17 protein-coding genes are annotated in these 18882 nt (G+C 57.9%); 7 read left to right on the forward strand and 10 right to left on the reverse strand.

What is annotated here, in order from left to right:
* The first annotated feature begins 2 nt into the window (after positions 1-2).
* Complete coding sequence (locus POF45_RS25520; RefSeq protein WP_282316998.1) at positions 3-899, forward strand: hypothetical protein; 897 nt, start codon at positions 3-5, stop codon at positions 897-899.
* Between the two features lie 52 nt (positions 900-951).
* On the opposite strand, the gene POF45_RS25525 is transcribed toward POF45_RS25520, so the two are convergent.
* Complete coding sequence (locus tag POF45_RS25525; RefSeq protein ID WP_259501269.1) at positions 952-1797, reverse strand: hypothetical protein; 846 nt, start codon at positions 1795-1797, stop codon at positions 952-954.
* A gap of 540 nt (positions 1798-2337) precedes the next feature.
* Positions 2338-2625, reverse strand: coding sequence for a hypothetical protein (locus POF45_RS25530; protein WP_259501273.1), 288 nt, complete (start codon positions 2623-2625; stop codon positions 2338-2340).
* 248 nt (positions 2626-2873) lie between these two features.
* Between POF45_RS25530 and POF45_RS25535 the strand changes: the two genes are divergently transcribed.
* The 3 genes from POF45_RS25535 (at position 2874) to POF45_RS25545 (ending at position 4163) form a co-directional block, all read left to right on the forward strand.
* Positions 2874-3062, forward strand: coding sequence for a hypothetical protein (locus POF45_RS25535; protein WP_259501275.1), 189 nt, complete (start codon positions 2874-2876; stop codon positions 3060-3062).
* A 343-nt stretch (positions 3063-3405) separates the two neighbouring features.
* Positions 3406-3774, forward strand: a complete 369-nt coding sequence (locus POF45_RS25540) for a bacteriocin (protein WP_259501278.1) — start codon at positions 3406-3408, stop codon at positions 3772-3774.
* A 128-nt stretch (positions 3775-3902) separates the two neighbouring features.
* Positions 3903-4163: a hypothetical protein gene (locus POF45_RS25545; protein ID WP_282316999.1), complete on the forward strand. Its 261-nt coding sequence runs from the start codon at positions 3903-3905 to the stop codon at positions 4161-4163.
* A 74-nt stretch (positions 4164-4237) separates the two neighbouring features.
* Here the strand turns inward: POF45_RS25545 and POF45_RS25550 are convergent, their stop codons facing one another.
* Together POF45_RS25550 and POF45_RS25555 are read right to left on the reverse strand one after the other, a co-directional pair.
* Positions 4238-4615 (reverse strand): hypothetical protein, encoded by a 378-nt coding sequence (locus POF45_RS25550; protein WP_282317000.1) that lies wholly within the window; start codon positions 4613-4615, stop codon positions 4238-4240.
* Positions 4608-9419 (reverse strand): RHS repeat-associated core domain-containing protein, encoded by a 4812-nt coding sequence (locus tag POF45_RS25555; protein ID WP_282317001.1) that lies wholly within the window; start codon positions 9417-9419, stop codon positions 4608-4610. The genes POF45_RS25550 and POF45_RS25555 overlap by 8 nt, the downstream gene beginning before the upstream one ends.
* Positions 9420-9677: 258 nt before the next feature.
* On the opposite strand from POF45_RS25555, the gene POF45_RS25560 reads away from it, so the two are divergent.
* Positions 9678-10373, forward strand: coding sequence for an HAD-IA family hydrolase (locus POF45_RS25560; RefSeq protein WP_282317002.1), 696 nt, complete (start codon positions 9678-9680; stop codon positions 10371-10373).
* Between the two features lie 71 nt (positions 10374-10444).
* On the opposite strand, the gene POF45_RS25565 is transcribed toward POF45_RS25560, so the two are convergent.
* The gene (locus POF45_RS25565; protein ID WP_282317003.1) at positions 10445-11191 is read right to left on the reverse strand and encodes a 3-oxoacyl-ACP reductase family protein; all 747 of its coding nucleotides are present in this window, start codon (positions 11189-11191) and stop codon (positions 10445-10447) included.
* Between the two features lie 124 nt (positions 11192-11315).
* Here POF45_RS25565 and POF45_RS25570 point away from each other — a divergent pair, with 124 nt between their 5' ends.
* On the forward strand, positions 11316-12239 hold the full coding sequence (locus POF45_RS25570) for a LysR family transcriptional regulator (RefSeq protein WP_259501303.1): 924 nt from the start codon (positions 11316-11318) through the stop codon (positions 12237-12239).
* A 123-nt stretch (positions 12240-12362) separates the two neighbouring features.
* On the opposite strand, the gene POF45_RS25575 is transcribed toward POF45_RS25570, so the two are convergent.
* Positions 12363-13103 (reverse strand): phosphoadenylyl-sulfate reductase, encoded by a 741-nt coding sequence (locus POF45_RS25575; protein WP_259501306.1) that lies wholly within the window; start codon positions 13101-13103, stop codon positions 12363-12365.
* Between the two features lie 173 nt (positions 13104-13276).
* Here POF45_RS25575 and thrH point away from each other — a divergent pair, with 173 nt between their 5' ends.
* A complete protein-coding gene (gene thrH, locus POF45_RS25580; RefSeq protein WP_259501309.1) occupies positions 13277-13894 on the forward strand; it encodes a bifunctional phosphoserine phosphatase/homoserine phosphotransferase ThrH in 618 nt (205 codons plus the stop codon).
* Between the two features lie 85 nt (positions 13895-13979).
* Here thrH and pabB read toward each other — a convergent pair whose 3' ends face one another.
* From pabB to rloA, 4 genes are all read right to left on the reverse strand, one after another.
* Positions 13980-15317, reverse strand: a complete 1338-nt coding sequence (gene pabB / locus POF45_RS25585) for an aminodeoxychorismate synthase component I (RefSeq protein ID WP_282317004.1) — start codon at positions 15315-15317, stop codon at positions 13980-13982.
* A gap of 216 nt (positions 15318-15533) precedes the next feature.
* Positions 15534-16520: an alpha-L-glutamate ligase-like protein gene (locus tag POF45_RS25590; RefSeq protein ID WP_259501313.1), complete on the reverse strand. Its 987-nt coding sequence runs from the start codon at positions 16518-16520 to the stop codon at positions 15534-15536.
* Positions 16520-18052 (reverse strand): osmotic stress tolerance membrane protein RloB, encoded by a 1533-nt coding sequence (gene rloB / locus POF45_RS25595; protein ID WP_259501314.1) that lies wholly within the window; start codon positions 18050-18052, stop codon positions 16520-16522. The genes POF45_RS25590 and rloB overlap by 1 nt, the downstream gene beginning before the upstream one ends.
* Before the next feature lie 5 nt (positions 18053-18057).
* Positions 18058-18594 (reverse strand): retropepsin-like aspartic peptidase RloA, encoded by a 537-nt coding sequence (gene rloA / locus POF45_RS25600; RefSeq protein ID WP_259501315.1) that lies wholly within the window; start codon positions 18592-18594, stop codon positions 18058-18060.
* Positions 18595-18882: the final 288 nt, after the last annotated feature.

An 18882-nucleotide genomic window follows, 5' to 3' on the forward strand; every position in this document is an offset into this window, starting at 1 on the left:
TGATGGCTGCGACGTTACTGTCGACGGCGGTGGTGCTTTTTCCTCCGTCCATGGGCACGACGAATCGAAATGCGTCGCGCGCGCTACCCGAACAGGTGGCTTATCAACCGCAGCGCAACCCGACAAGCCCGCATTCTCAACAGGGCAGGGCTACGCCATCCACCGCCAATATTTCTCTCGCGACTCCCGGCGCTGCGTCCCCCCAGGATCCATCAGGCCTGGACAGAGCCTTGATTGGCCGTACCTATACCGGGACGGTCAAGGTGGATGGGTATGAAGTGCCGCTTCCGGCCGGGCAGTGGGCCATGCTTGCCAATAGCTCTGTTCGTACACTCAAGGCATCCGGCATGGCTTACTTTTTTGGACGCATCGAGAAAAAGCGCCTGGTCGGTGTTGTTCAGATCATCGGGTTGAAAAGCAATGAGCGTCCCGGTGATGGGTTCAAGCAAGCCAATGGATGTGTGGCTGGCAATCCGGACCTGAATTATGTGTTCATCGAATCGATAACGCCTTTTGAACATCAAGGGTGCTGGAGCATGACGAACATCTATACCCCGCCCTATCTGCAATGGGCTGATCCGGCAATCAAGATTTCCTTCCTGGATCGCGCAGCAGCGGGGGACATGGCTGCGAAGGGGGTGACCTATCCGCAGGACTTTATGGTGCTGAGATTCTTTCGTGCGGAAAAGTGGGGGCTGCTTGAGGCCAGCTATTGGTTCAGTCCGGAACTGGAGGGAATTGCCTCCAGCAGTGTGCTGTCTTTTCGCGAAGCTGACTGGCAGGTGAGGAATATTTCCCGCTTTCCCGAAAAGCTGGCCTACGCAGGCAAGCTGAAAAAATGGGGCGCCGCGTTTTGGCCAACATTTCAGCAAGCTTTTGCAACAGGCGGCCCGTTGTAACTTGCAGGCTGAGCCCCGAGTCGCTCCGGATTTACGGAGTGGCCCCGTGTAGTCATGCCTCAGACCTCTCTTCCCTTACCTGTTTTATCTCGTTTTTCTTGAAGTCATGCCATACGTCATGTTCGAACCTGGTCATTGAGCAAATATTTTTTTGCAAGAGGCTAACGGAAAACAAGCTGCCGATGTCGTCAGCTTTGTCGCCGTTTTGAATTCTGGCGTCCTCGCTTCCGTTAGCGATTGCCGAAGTGCGTGAACGAATGCTTTTGAATTCTTTATAAACTTTTTCGTAGGGAGTGGTTAGCTCCACCGTTAGCGTGTCTTTATTCCTGTAACCGCTATAAATCGGAATGATGGAAAACCCTTCATCAACATTTGAGTCGTGATCCTGCAGGCTGCCGATGCTTTGTACGCAGCCGATGTAAACTTTGCGATCTTCCATGCTGAACATGTAAAGGTGCTTTTCTGAAAGAGAGTGAAGCAGGAGCGCCTGATTAGTGCTGGTGGGGAGCATTGTTTCCAATATGAAAAATCGGGTCAGGTAGTCGTTTTTCAGGTTGTATTTGAATTGGATTAATTTGAATCTGGCTTTCGCAATATAATAGGTGAAAAAAGGCGCGGTAAAAATGCAGAAAATCAGTATGGAGAAGATATGTCGTTCTTTCGCCCCCGTTAGCTCTTGCTCGACAAATAAGTCGGCGAGACCAAAGTACCCATTGGTGAGGTATTCAATAATGAATGAAAAAAGCAGGCATGGGAGTGTGACCAGGAAACCTCTCAGCGCAATGTGAAAGTACAGGGTCTGCCCTTCGTATTTGGAGGTCAGGGTTTTGTCGTAAAAATTATATCTGCAATAGATGAAACCGCAGATCAGGATAGGCAGTACAAGAAGGAAACCCATTGTTGTCCTTAACTGGATTTTGATATTACTTTTTTCGCTTCTTCACACGCATTTAAAAAATTGGCGTCATGGAGAATCGTTGAGGGGGGAATAGAGACGCCTCCTTTCGTGGTAACACGAACTTCACCCTCCATACGATTGATGCGCTCGGCGATAGCCAGCAGTTCCTTCGATGGGGGCGATACGCGATCCAGAAAAGATATCCAAAATCCTTTTTTCCTCATTATGTTTCTCCCTGATCCTTTGGGTGAGGTTCTTCCCAAAGGATAGCAGCAATCCACCCTCCCAGCGCTTCAAGTCGGTTGGTCGTTATTCGCGATAGGGTGGCCGGCACATGGGGATTTTTCGAGGGTGTTCTCAAACGTTGGGCCGTGCATTGAGGGAGACACCTGTTCAGGTGACCAAAGCGCACAAGGAACGGGCGGATGTGATGGTGGCGCTTGAATACGGGATCAGCGTGCCATCGGGCAAGGGAGCGCTTGTCTGGTAAATAAGCGGTTCACAGGCCCATTCGTGGGAATGGACCCGTTTCGCTCGGCTTCAACCCTGCTTTGTGAGTACGACGGTGCCGTTGGGGGTGTAGGTCAATGGCGTGTCGACGACCGGGGTGTCCGGTGTGACGCCAATCGATGGCTCTGTTTCTGTTGGGCGACTTGGGTGGTAAATGACCCCAGGCTCCAGCGGTTTGTCCGGGTATTTGATGGTGATTTCGCCCGACGCGACCTTCTCTTTGAATTTGGCCGCGGCCTCCTTGCTGGCTGCGATCTGCTCAGGGGTGAGCTTGACGGGTGTCATGTCTTTCAGTGACGGCAATCCGTTGAGTTCCATGTTCTCTCCGTGAAATTTTTTGGTCAGGAACAAGGGCAACGGCGTGTGGAAGAAAATCTTTAGCGTTTCAGACGAGTGGGTTTCGTTGGCGGGTACGCCTTGCAGAGCTGGTGATGAGCCACTCGTCGGGCGTGCAGGAATCTGAACCGCAAGTCCATAAATGACCGGCTAGTCTGAAAAGCCTTGGTGGTCGATATTTTTCAGGCAAAGGACTTGCCGGTATCGACCCTTTTGAAAGGGGCGAAAAAATGGCTGATCCGTACAACGAAGACGACGGGGCTGAGTTTCCGATCAACAATTGCGTTAAATGTGGCCAGACTGAATACGTGGCTGGCTTTGGTGAAGATCAGGTCAAGAATGGCAAGATGAAGTCGGCGGCACCCCGAGGACCGAAGGCGAAATTCATGCCCAAGGTGGCAGTGCCCTCCAGGAAGTAACCGAACATCCAGCAGACCCCGCCATCGAGCGGGGTTTTGATTTTTTACAGGGCGAGATTCAGGTCAAAATGCGTGTTGTCCTCGGGTAATATCCTTCGAAAATGGCGACTTTCCTTTCACATTCTTTTCACACCCTTCTACGTAGTCTCAGCTCATCCGTTAGAAAGCAGTACTCCAGCCCGTTTCCCCAGCGGGCTTTTTTTTGCCTGCGATAAAACCTTTTCCATAAACGCTGTCCAACCGTCGCGATCCGCGGTGGCGGGCCTGTTCGGCTGGACTTTCACCGCGCTAAAGCATTCAATCTCCGCCCTTTCGGTTCCCCCCCATTTTTGAGGTTTTCGTCATGCGTTTAACACTGCCCGCTCTGGTTCTGGGCCTTTTGGTTGCTCAAGGTGCAATGGCCGGTGAAGGTTCTTCCGCGCTGGGTGGCGGTCTGGGTGGCGCGCTGGGTAATGTGGTCGGCCAGAAAATGGGCGGCAGCACCGGCGCGGCTATTGGTGCCGGCGTTGCGGGTGCAGCGGGCAGCGCCATTGCTGCGCCAAAGGGCAGTCGTACCAAAGCAGCGCTTGGCGGTGGTGTTGGCGCAGCGGGCGGTTCGGTGATCGGCAACAAGCTGGGTGGCAAGAGTGGCGCTACCATCGGCGCAGGCTTGGGCGGTGCCGCAGGCGGCGCGGTAGGCACCAGCCTGTCCAAAGGCCACAAGCGTCACTGATCCGCATCGATCAGCACAAGAGCCCGGCGAAATGCCGGGCTTTTTCGTTTCTGTAGGCAGGACTTCGGAACGTTCGGCTGTGGGCCGCCTCGAACGTCATACACTCCCTGAGTTTTGCGAGGCACGCCATGACGCCGGAAACCGAAGGCACGCAAGAGAACGGCCCGGATGGACTGCCGTTTATCAACGATCCTGGCAATGAGGATCCAGGGTCGCTGATGGATGATGCGACGGTGCCGCTTAACGATTCTGATGATGCGGGGGATGTGGGAGGGGTTGAGGATGATGAAGAGGACGAAACGCCCGAGTATCCGCTGCCGTCGCCGACTGATTCGCTGAGTCGTGATGAGCGGCCGCCTGAGGATGATGGGGTGGAGGAGGCGAGCTGAGGCGTGCCGCTATTGCCGCTCGTTGAGCGAGCGGCAAACTTTTCGATTTCTTCGGGCAGTTTATTGAGCCAAATCTATAAAAAATTCACATCTATTCTATCTACTTCAAGTTGTATGAAGGCGCCATTCAACTCGGGATGGTCATAATGTATGTCTTCGTCATACAGGTCTGTAAAAGACTTAAAGATATCGCCTATAAGTGTTCCGTATAAAAAATAGGAGTAGCCTCTTGCTTTTTTTTCAGCAAGCACAGCGACTGCAGGTGACGTCGAGACATGGTATGAATCAGGTAGGTTCATCGTCAGCTCAACGCTATAGCTTTCCCCTGCTTTTATTGCATGCGGGCATGAATTTATGAAACACTCAATAGTGTATCCTTCAATCAGTAATGTTGCGTGTTCTTCGTTCTCTTCGCTAATGTGAAGAAGTTTGGCTGTTTTTATATTATTCATGATAAGGCCTGATGGTTTTGTCGTGAGCATCATTGTTGATTGCCTTCCAGAAATCTTTACCAGTCTTGGTGTGAAGTGTGGTTATTTCCTGCTGGTTGTTTGTGCCGACAAATGAAAATTTCGCTTTTCCTTTGCTGTTGTTGCTCAAAAACATTACAAATCCTGTTCGGTATTCATTTTTGTAAGGGTATTGGACTCTTACCCCGCTATTTATGACATAACGTGCAGTGTCCAGGTACTCATCGGTATTTTTTGCGCCAAATTCGTACCCGTGTTTCTCGAAGTGATCATTGAGTTTATCCTGTGTTCTGAAATCAGTAGGCCTTTTGTTCGGAGTCGGTGTGGTTGGTATTCCTTCATCAATTTTGAAATTTCCTGCCAGTTCCCCATCCCCACCCAACGCCCCCTTACACCCAACCCCACCCGGACAATCATTCAATCCCAGCGGATCAACCCACCCCGTTGGATTCACCCCATACCGATACCCGTTCAGCCCGCCCGCCAGCTTCACCGGATCGGGCGTCAGATACCGTCCAAGGTCCGGGCTGTAATACCGATGCCGGTTGTAATGCAGCCCCGTTTCCGCGTCGAAATACTGCCCTTGGAATCGCAGCGGCTGATCCAGTGTCTGCCGTGTATCCGATTCGAGGTGCGCCAATTGCCCGTAGGCGGTGTACCGGGCGGACCAGGCGATCTCGCCGCTGTAATCGGTTAGTTCCTGCGGGGTGCCGAGGTGGTCGAGTTGGTAGTAGAACGGGCAGGCCTGGCGAGGGCCTTCGCCGTCGAGCATCGCCAGCGGGCGGAAGCTGCCGGGTTCATAAACATAACTGCGATAGTGTTCAGGACTGTTCTCGGCGACGATCTGGTCGCCTTGCCAGAAAAACTCGGTGGTTCTGCCGTCGACGGTTTTGGCGATGCGTCGACCAAAGGCGTCGTAGCGGTAACTCGCACAACGGCCCTCCGGCAACGTGACGCCCACTAACCGGTGCTGGCAGTCGTAACGGTATTCGGTAACAAGGGTTTGCCCGGTGCCGCGTCGCTCACGAATCAGGTTGCCGAATGCGTCATGGTCATAGTGGCGATCGCCTTGCATCAGCAGGCGGTTGCCGCTGACGCTCGTCGGCCCCGGACGATGCTGCATCAGCAGATTGCCTGCCGGGTCGTGGGCATAACTTTCCGGCAGTTGATCCCGGGAGTGACGGACGCGGATCAAGCGGTCGAGAGTGTCGTACTGATAACTGCGCTGGCCGTGGCGGGTGTCGGCGATGTGGTCGAGATTGCCGTTGGCGCTGTAGGCATAGTCGCGGCGGTACAGGGCAAATTGCTGTTGGCCTACAGCATGGGCTATCAGGCGGCCCTGATCGTCGTGCTGGTATTCGCTGAGCAACAGGCCTTGTTGGCGCTGTTGCTCGCGCCCCGCGATAAAAGTGTGGGACGTCAGCCGTGCGCCATTAAGGTCGATGGCTGCCAGTGCGCCGCCCTTGGCGTAGTGGTAATCGAGTGTGCTGTTGTCTGGCAGGCGCAGGTGGTTGAGCCGGCCACAGGCATCGTAGCCATAACGCAAGGTGGCCCAGCCCTGATGCTCGGTAACCAGGCGGTCTTGGCGGTCGTATTCGAACGCCAGCGGATGATCGTGACCGTCGGTGACACTGATCAGCCGGCCAAGGCTGTCATAGTGGTATTCGACCGTTTTCCCGTCGGGCAACGACTTGACCAGCAGCCTTCCCGCCGCATCCCGCTGATAGCCGGTAATCAGCTGTGAGCCGTCGTCGCCGAACTCGATTTTTTCCAGCAGGTGGCCGTTGAGGTCGTAGGCATAAGCGGTACGACGACCGTCGAATCCGGTTTCTTGTCGGATCAAGCCGTTGGTGGTGTAGTCCAGCCGATAGTGTTCGCCGGACTCGTTTTCGATCCCGGTCAGCAGCAGTCGCGCGCTGTCATAGCGGTACTTGAGCTCAGTACCGTCGGCATTGATCCGGCGGCTGACCAGGTGCAAATCGTCGGCGTATTCATAACGGGTGACCCGGCCCAGTTCATCCCGTTCGGCGGTGATCTTGCCGTACGCGTTATAGCTGAATGCGCGGGTGGCGCCTGTCGGCAGGATGATCTGGATCAGTCGGCCGATGGCGTCCCATTGGTACCGGCTGACGGCACCGTGTTCATCCTCGGTGGTCGTCCGGTTACCGAGTACGTCGTAGCAATAGCGTCGTTGGGTGCCATCGGGCCGGGTTTCCTCGACCAGATGCCCGGCGGCATTCCAGGCCAACAGATGTCGGCTGTTGTCCGGATAGCGGGTCGACAGCAACCGGCCTTGTTTGTCGTAGTGGTAATGAGTGACATGGCCGTCAGGGTCGGTTGCCTCGGTGATGTCACCTTGAGCATTGCGTTGGTACTTCCATACCGTTTTGCCCCGACAACGGGCATGCAGAAAACCGTCGCGATACTCGTAGGACGTTGGCTCGTCTTCCGGTGGAATAACGGCAACAAGTCGTCCGACTTCGTCATATTGATACCGGGTAACCGCGCCGAGCGGGTCCTGTTCGGCAATCAGCCTCCCGCTGTCGTCGTAGCGTTTGTGATGCTCGCCGCCGTTGGCTTCAACCCGGCGTACCAACCTTGCCTGGTCATCGTGAACATAGGTTTCTTCGCTGCCATCGACGTTTTTGACCACCACGCCGCCGTGGTCATCCCAGATGTAAGCGGTGTCTATCTGCGCAAATGTCGCCCAATGCCGTGCACATCGCGCAGCCTTGCCGGACTTTTCCCACTCCCAAAAGAAACTCGCCCCACCGGCCAGTTGCCGTTGCAGGATCACGTGTTGGTCGTCGTAGTCGTAGCGCTCGGTTTCGCCGGCGGCGTTGGTTGCTTCGATCAGTCGATGACGGGCGTCGTAGCGGTAGGAAACCAGCGTTTGTGCTGTGCGCCAGGAGTTGGCCAACGTGTCGGCGGGGTGAAACGTCTGATACTCGATGGCGATCAGATGCCGTCGCTCGTAACTCAACAACAGCGAACGTCCGGCACCGTTGTCGAGGCGTTGAATGCGATCCTGATTATCGCGGGTGATGCGCAACCGGTTGCCGTATGCATCACTGATGGCGGTCAGTCGCCCGCCGCGAAAGTGATAAAAACGCGCGGCTTCCCCGGCCAAAGCGAGGATCAGTTCCTCCGGCTCGTTGCCGAGGTAGATCGCTGCGCGTGACAGGCTGTTATGAATCGTCGGGCGCTCGACACTCGGCAGCGGAAATGGCGTGCGCCGGTTTTCGTGATCGGTCCAGATGACGTGTGCGCCGTCGATGTCCAGTCGATGGGAGAGGGAATGACTCCAGCCCCAGCCGAGGCCAACATCCATTTCCACGGCGCTGGTGCGGTACAGTCGGGTGAAGTCGAACGGCAACACACCTTTGAGCGTGCCGTCGTGCAGGGTCAGCAATTCTTCGCCCGTGACCATCGACACCGGACAGCCGTTGGTGCAGGTCAATGCCGCGCAATCAGCGCTCTTTCCGTCAGGGTTTTTTGCCTGATCGGGTGCGTCGTCGTGATGTTGCTGTTTGTTCAGGCGGGTCTGGTTTTCGGATTTGTTGCGGGCAATGGCTACCGGGTTGTTGACCTTTACAGCTGGCGCATTTCTGGTCGAAATCTGCAATGGAAGCGCCGGTGCAGGCCGGATTGGCGCGTTCCGGGCATGCAGCATCAATGGCTTCAGAGCCCCCGCGTGAGCTGAAAGATCAGATCTGGCGGTGAGCCCGGCCATACGCAGGCTGGCGGCGGCCAGCCATTGTCGGGCCCGTGGCGATTTGACCTTGGCCAGTACCTTGGCGCTCATGCCGAGCTGCAGGCCGGCAGGCCCGGTAAAACGCGCCAGCAAAAAGCCGATCAGTACGCTGGCGCGAATTTCCGCGACCACCTCGGCAATGTATTGCGGCGGCAGCATCTTCAGCCAGCTGGTGAAGGCCGCCAGATGGACGAACATCAACGGCTCGTCGCTCAGCACCAGCAAAATGTTGGCGATGGCTTCGGTCGAGGCGTTCAGCAGCGCTTCAAGTTCGACTTCGCTCAGGTATTCAAGGAGTTTTTCGCTGTTGGCTTGCAGGTCCGCCAACAGCGCGTAGATCTGCTTCACGTCATCCCACGAGCCGTGCATGGATTTTTCGAAACCCTGCCAGTCTGCTTGTTGCAACTGGCCATAACGCTCGGTGAAACCGGCCGCGGAAAACTCGGCCCACAGCGGCTGGAATTCAGCGGTCCATTCGCTGCGCAACCAGCCTTGCAGTTCATCGATGACGCTCTGGTAGGAGGCGTAAAGCGCTTTGACCTGTTCGGGGGAAACATCAGGAAAGAAGGTGATGCGATAGCGGTGGCCCCGCCAGCAGTCGGGAACTTCGAGAATACCGGTGGGGCCGATGGTGGAGTGGACGGGCTCATCGAACGTCAGCTCGCCGTTGTGCCCGACGATGACCCGCTCAAGCATGACCGGTGTGTTGCCAATCGGTACAAACCCTGCGGTGTCGAACATATGCACCAGGGTTAACGGGCCGCTGGCCGGGCACATGGCGAGGGTTGAGCTGACGGGGGCAGTGGATTTTTTCGGCGCGCTGAGGCGAACCTCATGGCCTACGTTGAAGACCTGTTTGACGTCCAGGGCCCAGCCGGTCCAGAAGCTTTCTGCCCAGGCTTCGTAATCATTGAGACAAAACCGGAAATCGCCGATCAGCGCCTCAAAGTCAGGCTGTTCGGGGTTCATGGCGGCGACCACCAGCAGGCCGATGCTATTGTTCAAGGCCAGCAGCCTATCGGGTTTGAACATTCGCACTCCCTCGCGCGGGTCAATTAGGTGCGCGAGACTTTGCGGGGGATCAACGAGGAAATAAGTCGGGAAAGTAGGCGTTTGATGTAGGGCAAATCGCTAAATCATGGCGAGTCATTCGGTGCGGAGTTTTTATTGGCGGGAATTGACCGTTGCCCTGGGCCGGTTGCGATCGTTATGCTGCTGAAACCTTTAATCGATCACGGATCCGGCCGTACCTCAGCCGCCTGGGATGTCATTAAAAACGGATCAGATGCGATGAATGCACCGCTTAAAGAGTTGGGCCCGATCAAAGCCGTGATTTTCGATATGGACGGCTTGCTGCTGGACACCGAGGGCATCTACACCGAGGTCACCTCGATCATCGCCAAGCGTTATGGCCGTACGTTCGACTGGAGCATCAAACAGAACATCATCGGTCGTGGCGCGGGTGATCTGGCGCGCTATGTGGTCGAGGCACTGGATTTGCCTATCACGGCCGAAGAGTTTCTGGTGATTCGAGAGCCGCTGATGCGCGAGCGATTTCCCTCGGCGCTGGCGATGCCGGGCGCGGAGCAACTGGTTCGGCATTTGAAGGCCAATAACATCCCGATTGCGGTGGGTACCAGTTCTTCGCGTCAGTCCTTCGGCCAGAAAACCACCTTGCACCGTGACTGGTTTGCGCTGTTCGACTTTATCGTCACGGCTGACGACCCCGAGGTTGGCGCGGCGAAACCGGCGCCGGATATTTTCCTGACGGCGGCCCGGCGTCTCGGTGTTGCACCTGAAGATTGCCTGGTGTTCGAGGATTCGCCGTTCGGCGTCACCGCTGCGAAAGCGGCCGGGATGACCGCCATTGCAATCCCGGACGCGGCCATGGCCGATGAAAAATACGCCCATGCCGACAGCATTCTGCGTACGCTGAAAGCGTTTGAACCAGGCGCCTGCGGCTTGCCGGCGCTGGATTGGGCCTGATAGCTCGGTACAAAAAAAACGCCGGCAACCTGTCAAGGGTTGCCGGCGTTTTTGTTTGCGCGTTCAGTGCATCAGGCGCCAAAGCCGCCATCGATGGTCAGGCTGGCGCCGGTGATGTAGCCGGCTTCCGGGCCGACCAGGTAGGCCACGAAACTGGCTATTTCTTCCACATGGCCATAACGACCCACTGCCATCAACGGGATCAGGCTGTCGGCAAAATCGCCGTCGGCCGGGTTCATGTCGGTGTCGACCGGGCCGGGCTGCACGTTGTTGATGGTGATGCCGCGTGGGCCGAGGTCACGAGCCAGGCCTTTGGTCAGGCCGACCAGTGCCGACTTGCTCATGGCGTACGGACCACCACCGGCAAAGGGCATGCGGTCGGCGTTGGTGCTGCCGATGTTGATGACGCGACCGCCTTCGGTCATGTGTTTGGCGGCGGCCTGGGTGGCGATAAACACGCTGCGTACGTTGATCGCCAACGTCCGGTCGAAGTCTTCGAGCTTGAAATCTTCCAGCGGTCCGACGGCCAGCACGCCAGCGTTGTTGACCAGAATGTCCAGGCGACCGAAGGCGTCGACGGTTGCGGCGACAGCATTGCGAATGGCGTCGGCATCAGCGCTGTCGGCCTTGATGGCCAGGGCTTTGCCACCGTTGGCGATGATGCTGTTTTGCAGGTCTTCAGCCTTGGTGGTGGAACTGACGTAGGTGAAGGCAACGCTCGCGCCTTCGGCGGCCAGGCGTTTGACGATGGCAGCGCCGATGCCGCGGGAGCCGCCTTGAATCAGAGCTACTTTGCCAGTGAGCTGTTGAGTGGTCATGTCGATCTCCAGAAGTGCAAGGCCGGATGCCTTGTGGTTGGCGTCGAGTATCGACTTCGCATTACCCTCTGTGTAGACCCTAATTACGATAGTCTGTGTAAACCAGAAGTTTATAGTGGCGGTTATGGAAACCTTCAGCAGTATCGAATGCTTCGTGCGCAGTGCCGAAGTCGGAAGCTTCGCCGAGGCAGCCCGGCGTCTGAGCCTGACCCCGGCCGCCGTCGGCAAGAGCGTCGCCAAGCTGGAGGCGCGACTGGGTGTTCGGCTGTTCCAGCGCAGCACGCGCAGCCTGACGCTGACGGAAGCCGGGCAGCTGTTTTTGGGTGAGGTCAGCACCAGCCTCTACACCATTCAAAACGCCGTGGCGAATCTGGCCAGCGCCGAAGGGCGCCCGGCGGGGACGCTGAAAGTCAGCATGGGCACGGTGTTCGGGCGTCTGTACATCGTGCCGTTGCTGGCTGAGTTTGTGCAGCGTTTTCCAGCGATCAGCCCGGACTGGCACTTCGATAACCGTCAGGTCGACCTGATTGCCCAAGGCTTTGATGCGGCGATTGGCGGTGGCTTCGAGCTGCCTCAAGGTGTGGTGGCGCGCAAGTTGACGCCGGCGCACCGGGTGCTGGTGGCTTCGCACGATTACCTGGCGGGACGTAAGGCGATTATCGAGCCGGACGATCTGGGGCACTGTGGCGGTATCCTGATTCGCTCACCGCAGACCGGTCGCGTGCGCTCGTGGCAGTTGACCAGTCGCACCGGAGACCATCGTCCCCTGGAACTCAAGGCGCGAATGACCATGAGCGATTCGGAAGCGGCCTGCGCCTGCGCGGCGCAGAATCTGGGCGTTGCGCTGGTGAGCATGCCGTTTGCCGTGGGCTACCTGGAGGCCGGCACCTTGCAGCGTGTGTTGCCGGACTGGTATGTCGACGATGGCAATATTTCAATCTATTACGCCGAACACAAGCTGTTGCCGGGCAAGACGCGGGCGTTTGTGGATTTTGTGATCGAGCAGTTTGCGAAGCAGGGGTTGGCCGCGCGGTTCAGTGCAATTTGAGTTCGGCTTTAGACCGAGGCGCGGCTTGCTCGCGAAGGCTGCCTGTCAGCCAACATTCATGTAGCTGACACACCGCTTTCGCGAGCAGGCTCACTCCCACAGGGGATATACAGGGCAGGGGGATTATGCCTTTGACTTGCCGATGATATTCCCCGCATGCAGCCCACACTCTTTCTGCGTCGCCTCTTCCCACCACCAGCGGCCTTCGCGTTCATGCTGGTTTGGCAACACGGGGCGGGTGCAGGGCTCGCAGCCGATGCTGATGAACCCGCGCTCATGCAGACTGTTGTACGGCAGTTCGAGCATGCGGATGTAGCCCCAGATCTCTTCGCTGGTCATTTGCGCCAGCGGGTTGAATTTGTACAGGGTGCGTTCCGGGGTTGAGAACGCGGTGTCGATTTCCAGCACCGCGACGGCGCTGCGGGTGCCGGGGCTCTGGTCCCGGCGCTGGCCGGTGGCCCATGCCGTCACGCCGGACAGCTTGCGGCGCAGTGGCTCTATCTTGCGGATGCCGCAGCATTCGCCATGGCCATCCTTGTAGAAGCTGAACAGGCCTTTTTCCTTCACGAACGGTTCAAGTTTCGTGTAGTCCGGCGACACCAGTTCAATGTCGATCTTGTAGTGCTCGCGCACCTGATCGATGAAACGATAGGTTTCCGGGTGCAGCCGGCCAGTGTCCAGGCTGAACACCTTGACGTTCTTGTTCAGCTTCCAGGCCATGTCCACGAGCACCACGTCCTCGGCGCCGCTGAAGGATATCCACAGGTCATCGCCAAACTCGGCGAATGCGAGTTTCAGAATGTCCTGGGCGGATTTGTTGGCATAGGTCGTGGCGAGTTCCACGACATCGAACGATGGGCTCATCAGGGCGGCTTCCTACAGGTCAATGGCGCTGGGCGCTCTATATGGAGCAGATGGTAACAAAATCCTGCCACCGCTGGCGCGCCCTCCGCGTTGCGCAGGTGGGGCTGAATCGCTAGAGTTCGGCAGTCCTTTTGCTCGCTCGACTCAATAATCAATACAAATGGGAGTGTCTTGTGGAAATTGCCTGTCTGGATCTTGAAGGTGTGTTGGTCCCGGAAATCTGGATCGCCTTCGCTGAAAAAACCGGTATCGAATCCCTCAGGGCTACCACCCGCGATATTCCCGATTACGATGTGCTGATGAAGCAGCGCCTGCGGATCCTCGACGAGCATGGCCTCAAGCTGTCAGACATCCAGGAAGTGATCGCCACGCTCAAGCCGCTGGACGGCGCCATCGAGTTCGTCGACTGGCTGCGCGAGCGCTTTCAGGTGGTGATTCTGTCGGACACCTTCTATGAGTTTTCCCAGCCGCTGATGCGTCAACTGGGTTTCCCGACCTTGCTTTGCCATCGTCTGATCACTGACGACGCCGGACGGGTGACCAGTTATCAGTTGCGCCAGAAAGACCCCAAGCGGCAGTCGGTCCTGGCCTTCAAGAGCCTGTACTACCGGGTGATTGCGGCGGGCGATTCCTATAACGACACCACGATGCTGGGCGAGGCGGATGCCGGGATTCTGTTCCATGCGCCGGATAATGTGATTCGCGAGTTTCCGCAGTTTCCGGCGGTGCACAGTTTTGCCGATTTGAAGCAAGAGTTCATCAAGGCTTCCAACCGGGCCTTGAGTCTGTAGTTGTCTGCTCGGACGCCTTCGCGGGCAAGCCCGCTCTCACAGAAGAACGCATTCCAATGTGGGAGCGGGCTTGCCCGCGATGCTTTTAAAGATTCTGCAAGGTTTCCAGCAATACTTTCACCTTGGTAATCGACTCCTGATACTCGGCTTCCCAGTCCGAGTCCGCGACAATCCCGCCGCCGCCCCAGCAGCACACCTGGCCGTCCTTGACCAGCAAGCTGCGAATGGCGATCGAGCTGTCCATCTCTCCGCGCACGTCCAGGTACATCAAAGAGCCACAGTACAAACCGCGGCGGGTCGGCTCCAGTTCGTCGATGATCTGCATGGCGCGGATTTTTGGCGCGCCGGTAATCGAGCCGCCGGGGAAGCTGCCGGCAATCAGGTCCAGTGCGTCGCGATCCGCCGCCAGCTCCCCGGTGACACTGCTCACCAGATGGTGCACGTTCGGGTAACTTTCCAGTCTGAACAACTCGGGTACGCGCACCGAGCCGATGCGGCAGGTGCGGCCCAGATCGTTGCGCAGCAGGTCGACGATCATCAGGTTTTCCGCGCGGTCCTTGGGGCTGGCCAGCAGTTCGGCGGCGTTTGCCGCGTCTTCGGCAGGCGTCAGGCCGCGGGGGCGGGTGCCTTTGATTGGGCGGGTTTCTACCTGCCGCTCGCTGACTTTGACAAAACGCTCCGGCGACAGACTCAGCACCGCGCCGCCGTCCGGCAGGCTTTGAAAGCCGGAAAAGGGCGTCGGGCAGGCGGCCCGTAGCGCGCAATAGGCGACCCAAGGATCCCCTTGGCACTGGGCCCGAAAGCGTTGGGCGAAGTTGACCTGATAGCAGTCGCCGGCCTGGATGTACTGCTGGATGCGTTCGAATGCCTGGCGGTAGTCGTCGGCGCTCAGGTCGGGGCGCATCGGGGCTTGCACCTGGAACGGCTCGACCGGTTCAGTCATCGGCTGACTGAACACATCGATCAACCGCTGCCGCCCACTGTCGCTGATGGACGGGTGGAATACCAATTGACTGGTCATGCGTTGGTGATCGCTGATCAAGGCCCAGTCATACAGGCCGAAGCGTGCATCCGGTAGATTCAGGTCATCCAGTGCCTGGCTTGGCATTTGCTCCAGATGACGGCCGAAATCGTAGCTCAGATAACCGATCAGACCGCCGGCGAACGGTAACTCATCCGCGACGGATGCTTCGCCGAGTCGTGTCAGATTATCGCGAAGACGTTGCAGGAAATCGCTGCCGCTTTCGTCAGGCAGAACCGCCAGTTGCTCCAGCGGCCAGGCGCTGAGTACATCAAAGCGCCCGCGATCGGCGCTGGGCCGGCCGCTGTCGAGCAGCACGGCACCGGGAGCATGATGGATTGCCGCGAAATAGTCGGCGGGGTTGGCGCGGTAGGGCAGCGGGTGTACGGAGCAGGTCAACATGGGCAGGGCAGATCGGCCATTGAGGCGGGGTGGCGATTGTAGTCCTCTGTGGGAATTGCTCCTAGAGGGGATGTCGGTGTCAGGTAGATTGGAGGCAGGGCCAAGGCGGTGGTGGCCAGAAATAAGCCATCGCGAGCAAGCTCGCTCCCACATTTGATCTTTGTCGCGACGTGTGGGAGCGAGCTTGCTCGCGATGGGAGGCAACTCGGTCCCGGCTCAGCCCTCGATCAGCGGAATATGCCCAAACATCTCTTGTACAAACTCAACCCGCTGCTGCGGTGTCTCGGTTATTCCGCGCGCCTTCAGCTCTTCCAGTCGCGCTTCGACGGCATGGGTACGCAGGGTCAGCCCACAATCGTTGGCAATCTGGATGTTCAAGCCTGGCCGGGCGTTCAGTTCAAGAATCAGCGGGCCTTTTTCCTGGTCCAGCACCATGTCCACCCCGATGTAACCCAGCCCACACAGCTCATAACAGCCGGCAGCGAGTTTCATGAAGCCGTCCCAATAGGGCAGTTGCACGCCATCCACCGCGTTGGTGGTGTCGGGGTGTTTGGTGATGATGTTGTTCAGCCAGGTGCCGCGCAGGGTCAGGCCGGTGGCCAGGTCCACACCCACGCCGATGGCACCCTGGTGCAGGTTGGCCTTGCCGCCGGACTGCCGGGTCGGCAGGCGCAACATGGCCATGACCGGGTAGCCCATCAGCACGATGATGCGGATGTCCGGCACACCTTCGTAGCTGATGCTCTTGAAGATCTGGTCCGGCGTGACGCGGTATTCGATCAGCGCCCGGTCACGGTGGCCGCCCAGGGAGTACAAGCCGGTGAGAATGCTGGAGATATGGTGCTCGAGTTCCTCGTGGCTGAGGATCTTGCCGGACACTGTGCGATAACGGCCCTCGAAACGGTCGGCAACAACAATAATCCCGTCACCCCCGGCACCTTGTGCCGGTTTGATCACGAAGTCGCTGCGCCCGCCGATGATCTCGCCGAGTTTGTCGATTTCCTTTTCCGTGGAAATCACCCCGTACATTTCCGGCACATTGATGCCGGCGGCGAGGGCGCGTTCCTTGGTGATGATCTTGTCATCGACAATCGGGTACAGGCTGCGCTTGTTGTACTTGAGCACGTAGTCGGCGTTACGCCGATTGATCCCCATGATGCCCCGGGCTTCCAGGGCCTTCCAGGTTTTCCAGAAGCCGAACATTACGAATCAGCCTTGAGGAAGGCTTTGAAACGGATCAGCTCGGTCAGGCGGTAGCCGCGATAGCGACCCATGGCCAGCATGAAACCCACCAGGATCAGCAGGATCGCCGGGAAGGTGAACACGAAGTACACCAGTTCCGGCACGCTCATGATCAGGTGCGCCAGGGACGCGGCGAACAGCGTGCCGATCGCCACTTTCAGCGCATGGCCGGAGCCGCGTTCTTCCCAGGTGATCGACAGTCGCTCGATGGTCATGGTCAGAATCACCATCGGGAACAGCGCCACCGACAACCCGCGTTCCAGGCCCAGCTTGTGGCTGAACAGACTGATGGCCGCAATCAGCACCACCACGAACGTCAGCACCACCGACAGCCTCGGCAGCATTTGCAGTTTCAGGTGTTCAAGGTAGGAGCGCAGCGACAGTCCCAGCGCCGTAATCACGGTAAATAGCGCGATGCCGAACCCCAGCTGGGTTTCGCGGAAGGCCAGGGCGATCAGCACCGGGGTAAAGGTGCCGAGGGTCTGCAGGCCGATCAGGTTGCGCAGGATCAGGATCACCAGCACGCCAATCGGGATCATCACCATGATCATGAAGGTCTGCTGGGTTTGCAGCGGCAAGCCGTACAGCGAATATTCGAGGAAGTTGGCGTCGGTGTTCTCGTCGGTCAGCTTGGCCAGGCGGATGGCGTTCATTTCGCTGTTGTTCAGGCTGAAGGTGACGTTGGCTTTTTTGCCGCCATCGACGGTAATCAGGTTGTCGTCGCCGGTCCACCACAGCAGGCGGTCGGTGGGCAGGCCCTGTTCGCCGGTTTCCGGGTTGAAGTACAGCCAGTCATTGCCGTTGAAGCTGCGCAGCCACAATTCCGGCGTCTGTGGCTGGTCGGCCACCAGGCGGATGGTGTGGACTTTTTCCACCGGCACATGGGCAATGGACAGCAGCAGCTCGACGATCTTGGCCTTGTGCGACGTCGACGGATCACCGCCCAGCAGCAGCTTGACGTTGTCGTCGTTGAGATTGTTGACCCGTTTGATCGCTTCGCCGATGAAGGTCTCGACGTCGGCCGAATGCTGGCGGATTGGCGCGAGCAAGGCTTCGGCGGCGATTTTTTCCGGGCCGTCCACAGCGATGCTGTCGCGGAAGGTCGGGCCTTTGATCTTGGATTTTTCACCGGTGTAGCGCTTGGTCAGCACCAGACGGTAATAAAGGGTCTGCTTGCCCTTGGCCCGGCGCGCCGACCAGGTCACCTTGCGGTTGCCATCGATGCGGTTCACCGCAACGCCGTAGTTATTGGAAATGAAACTCTCGTTCAGGCTCACGAAGTCGCGGCTCAGGGGCGGCACGAACATCTGGATCTTGACCGGGTCCTTGGCACTGGCGACGAACTCGACCTTGGCGTCGATGTTCCACAAGTCGTCGGTGGCGTCTTCGGTGACGGGAATGCCGAGCACGAAGATCTGATAGGCCGTAACTGAAATGCCCAGCACCACCAGGATGGCGATCAGGATTTTCAGGTGGAGGGTAAGAGAGCGCATTGGAATTACTCTGCGGTATGAGCGTCGGTGGCGCAGGCGGGTTTGCCAGCAGCGTATTTAAGACTGGGGTCGACCAGCGCATCGAAGCGTTTCAGCGCCTCGGAGCCGATCAAAAGCGGGTACTGGAAGGCGCTGCGGTCGGTCAGGTTGACTTCGATGCTGCGCAAGGCCGAGCCCATGCAGACGTCCAGCTCGATCACCGGGCGGGCGGTGAAGAGTTTGCCTTCTTCCGGGTCGTAGTCACCGGCGCGGCGCTTGATCTTGCTGACCCGGGCCAGCGGCCGTTCGATCGGGTGCGAGTGCGCGGCGTCGATGGCCAGGTAGAAGCGGACCCAGGATTCGCCATTGCGTTTGAAGCGTTTGATGTCGCGGGCACTCAGGGAGGCGGTTTTGGCCCCGGTGTCGAGCTTGGCCGCGACTTCCAGGTTGATGCCGTCCAGCGAGGCGTACTCGTTGAGGCCGTACACAGTCTTTTCCCCCGCCGCGGCGAAGCCGGGCAGGCAAAGCAGATAAAGGAAGGTGGGGAAGGGCTTGAGTCTCATAAATCCTGGTGCGCAGCAGTCCGTACTTCGATTCAAGGCCCTGGCATCACTGCGCAAGCTCCCTCGTAGGCCTGTCAGTTCTTCATGACACGCCGTGCAGATGCGACATCCAAATGCGGGCGGCATTCTAGCACGGTGGTTTTATGGCGCCAGCGCTGGCAGGGGGCTATAAGTTGTCATGCTGCGTCGTTATGGTGCGGGCGGTTATTAGACGATTGTCGACAATATCTATTTATCCTTTGACTGTTATATCTGTTTTCGCTAGTTTTTGCCGCATCAGCTTTAAAG

It is taken from the genome of Pseudomonas fungipugnans (assembly GCF_029955235.1).
Taxonomy (GTDB): domain Bacteria; phylum Pseudomonadota; class Gammaproteobacteria; order Pseudomonadales; family Pseudomonadaceae; genus Aquipseudomonas; species Aquipseudomonas fungipugnans.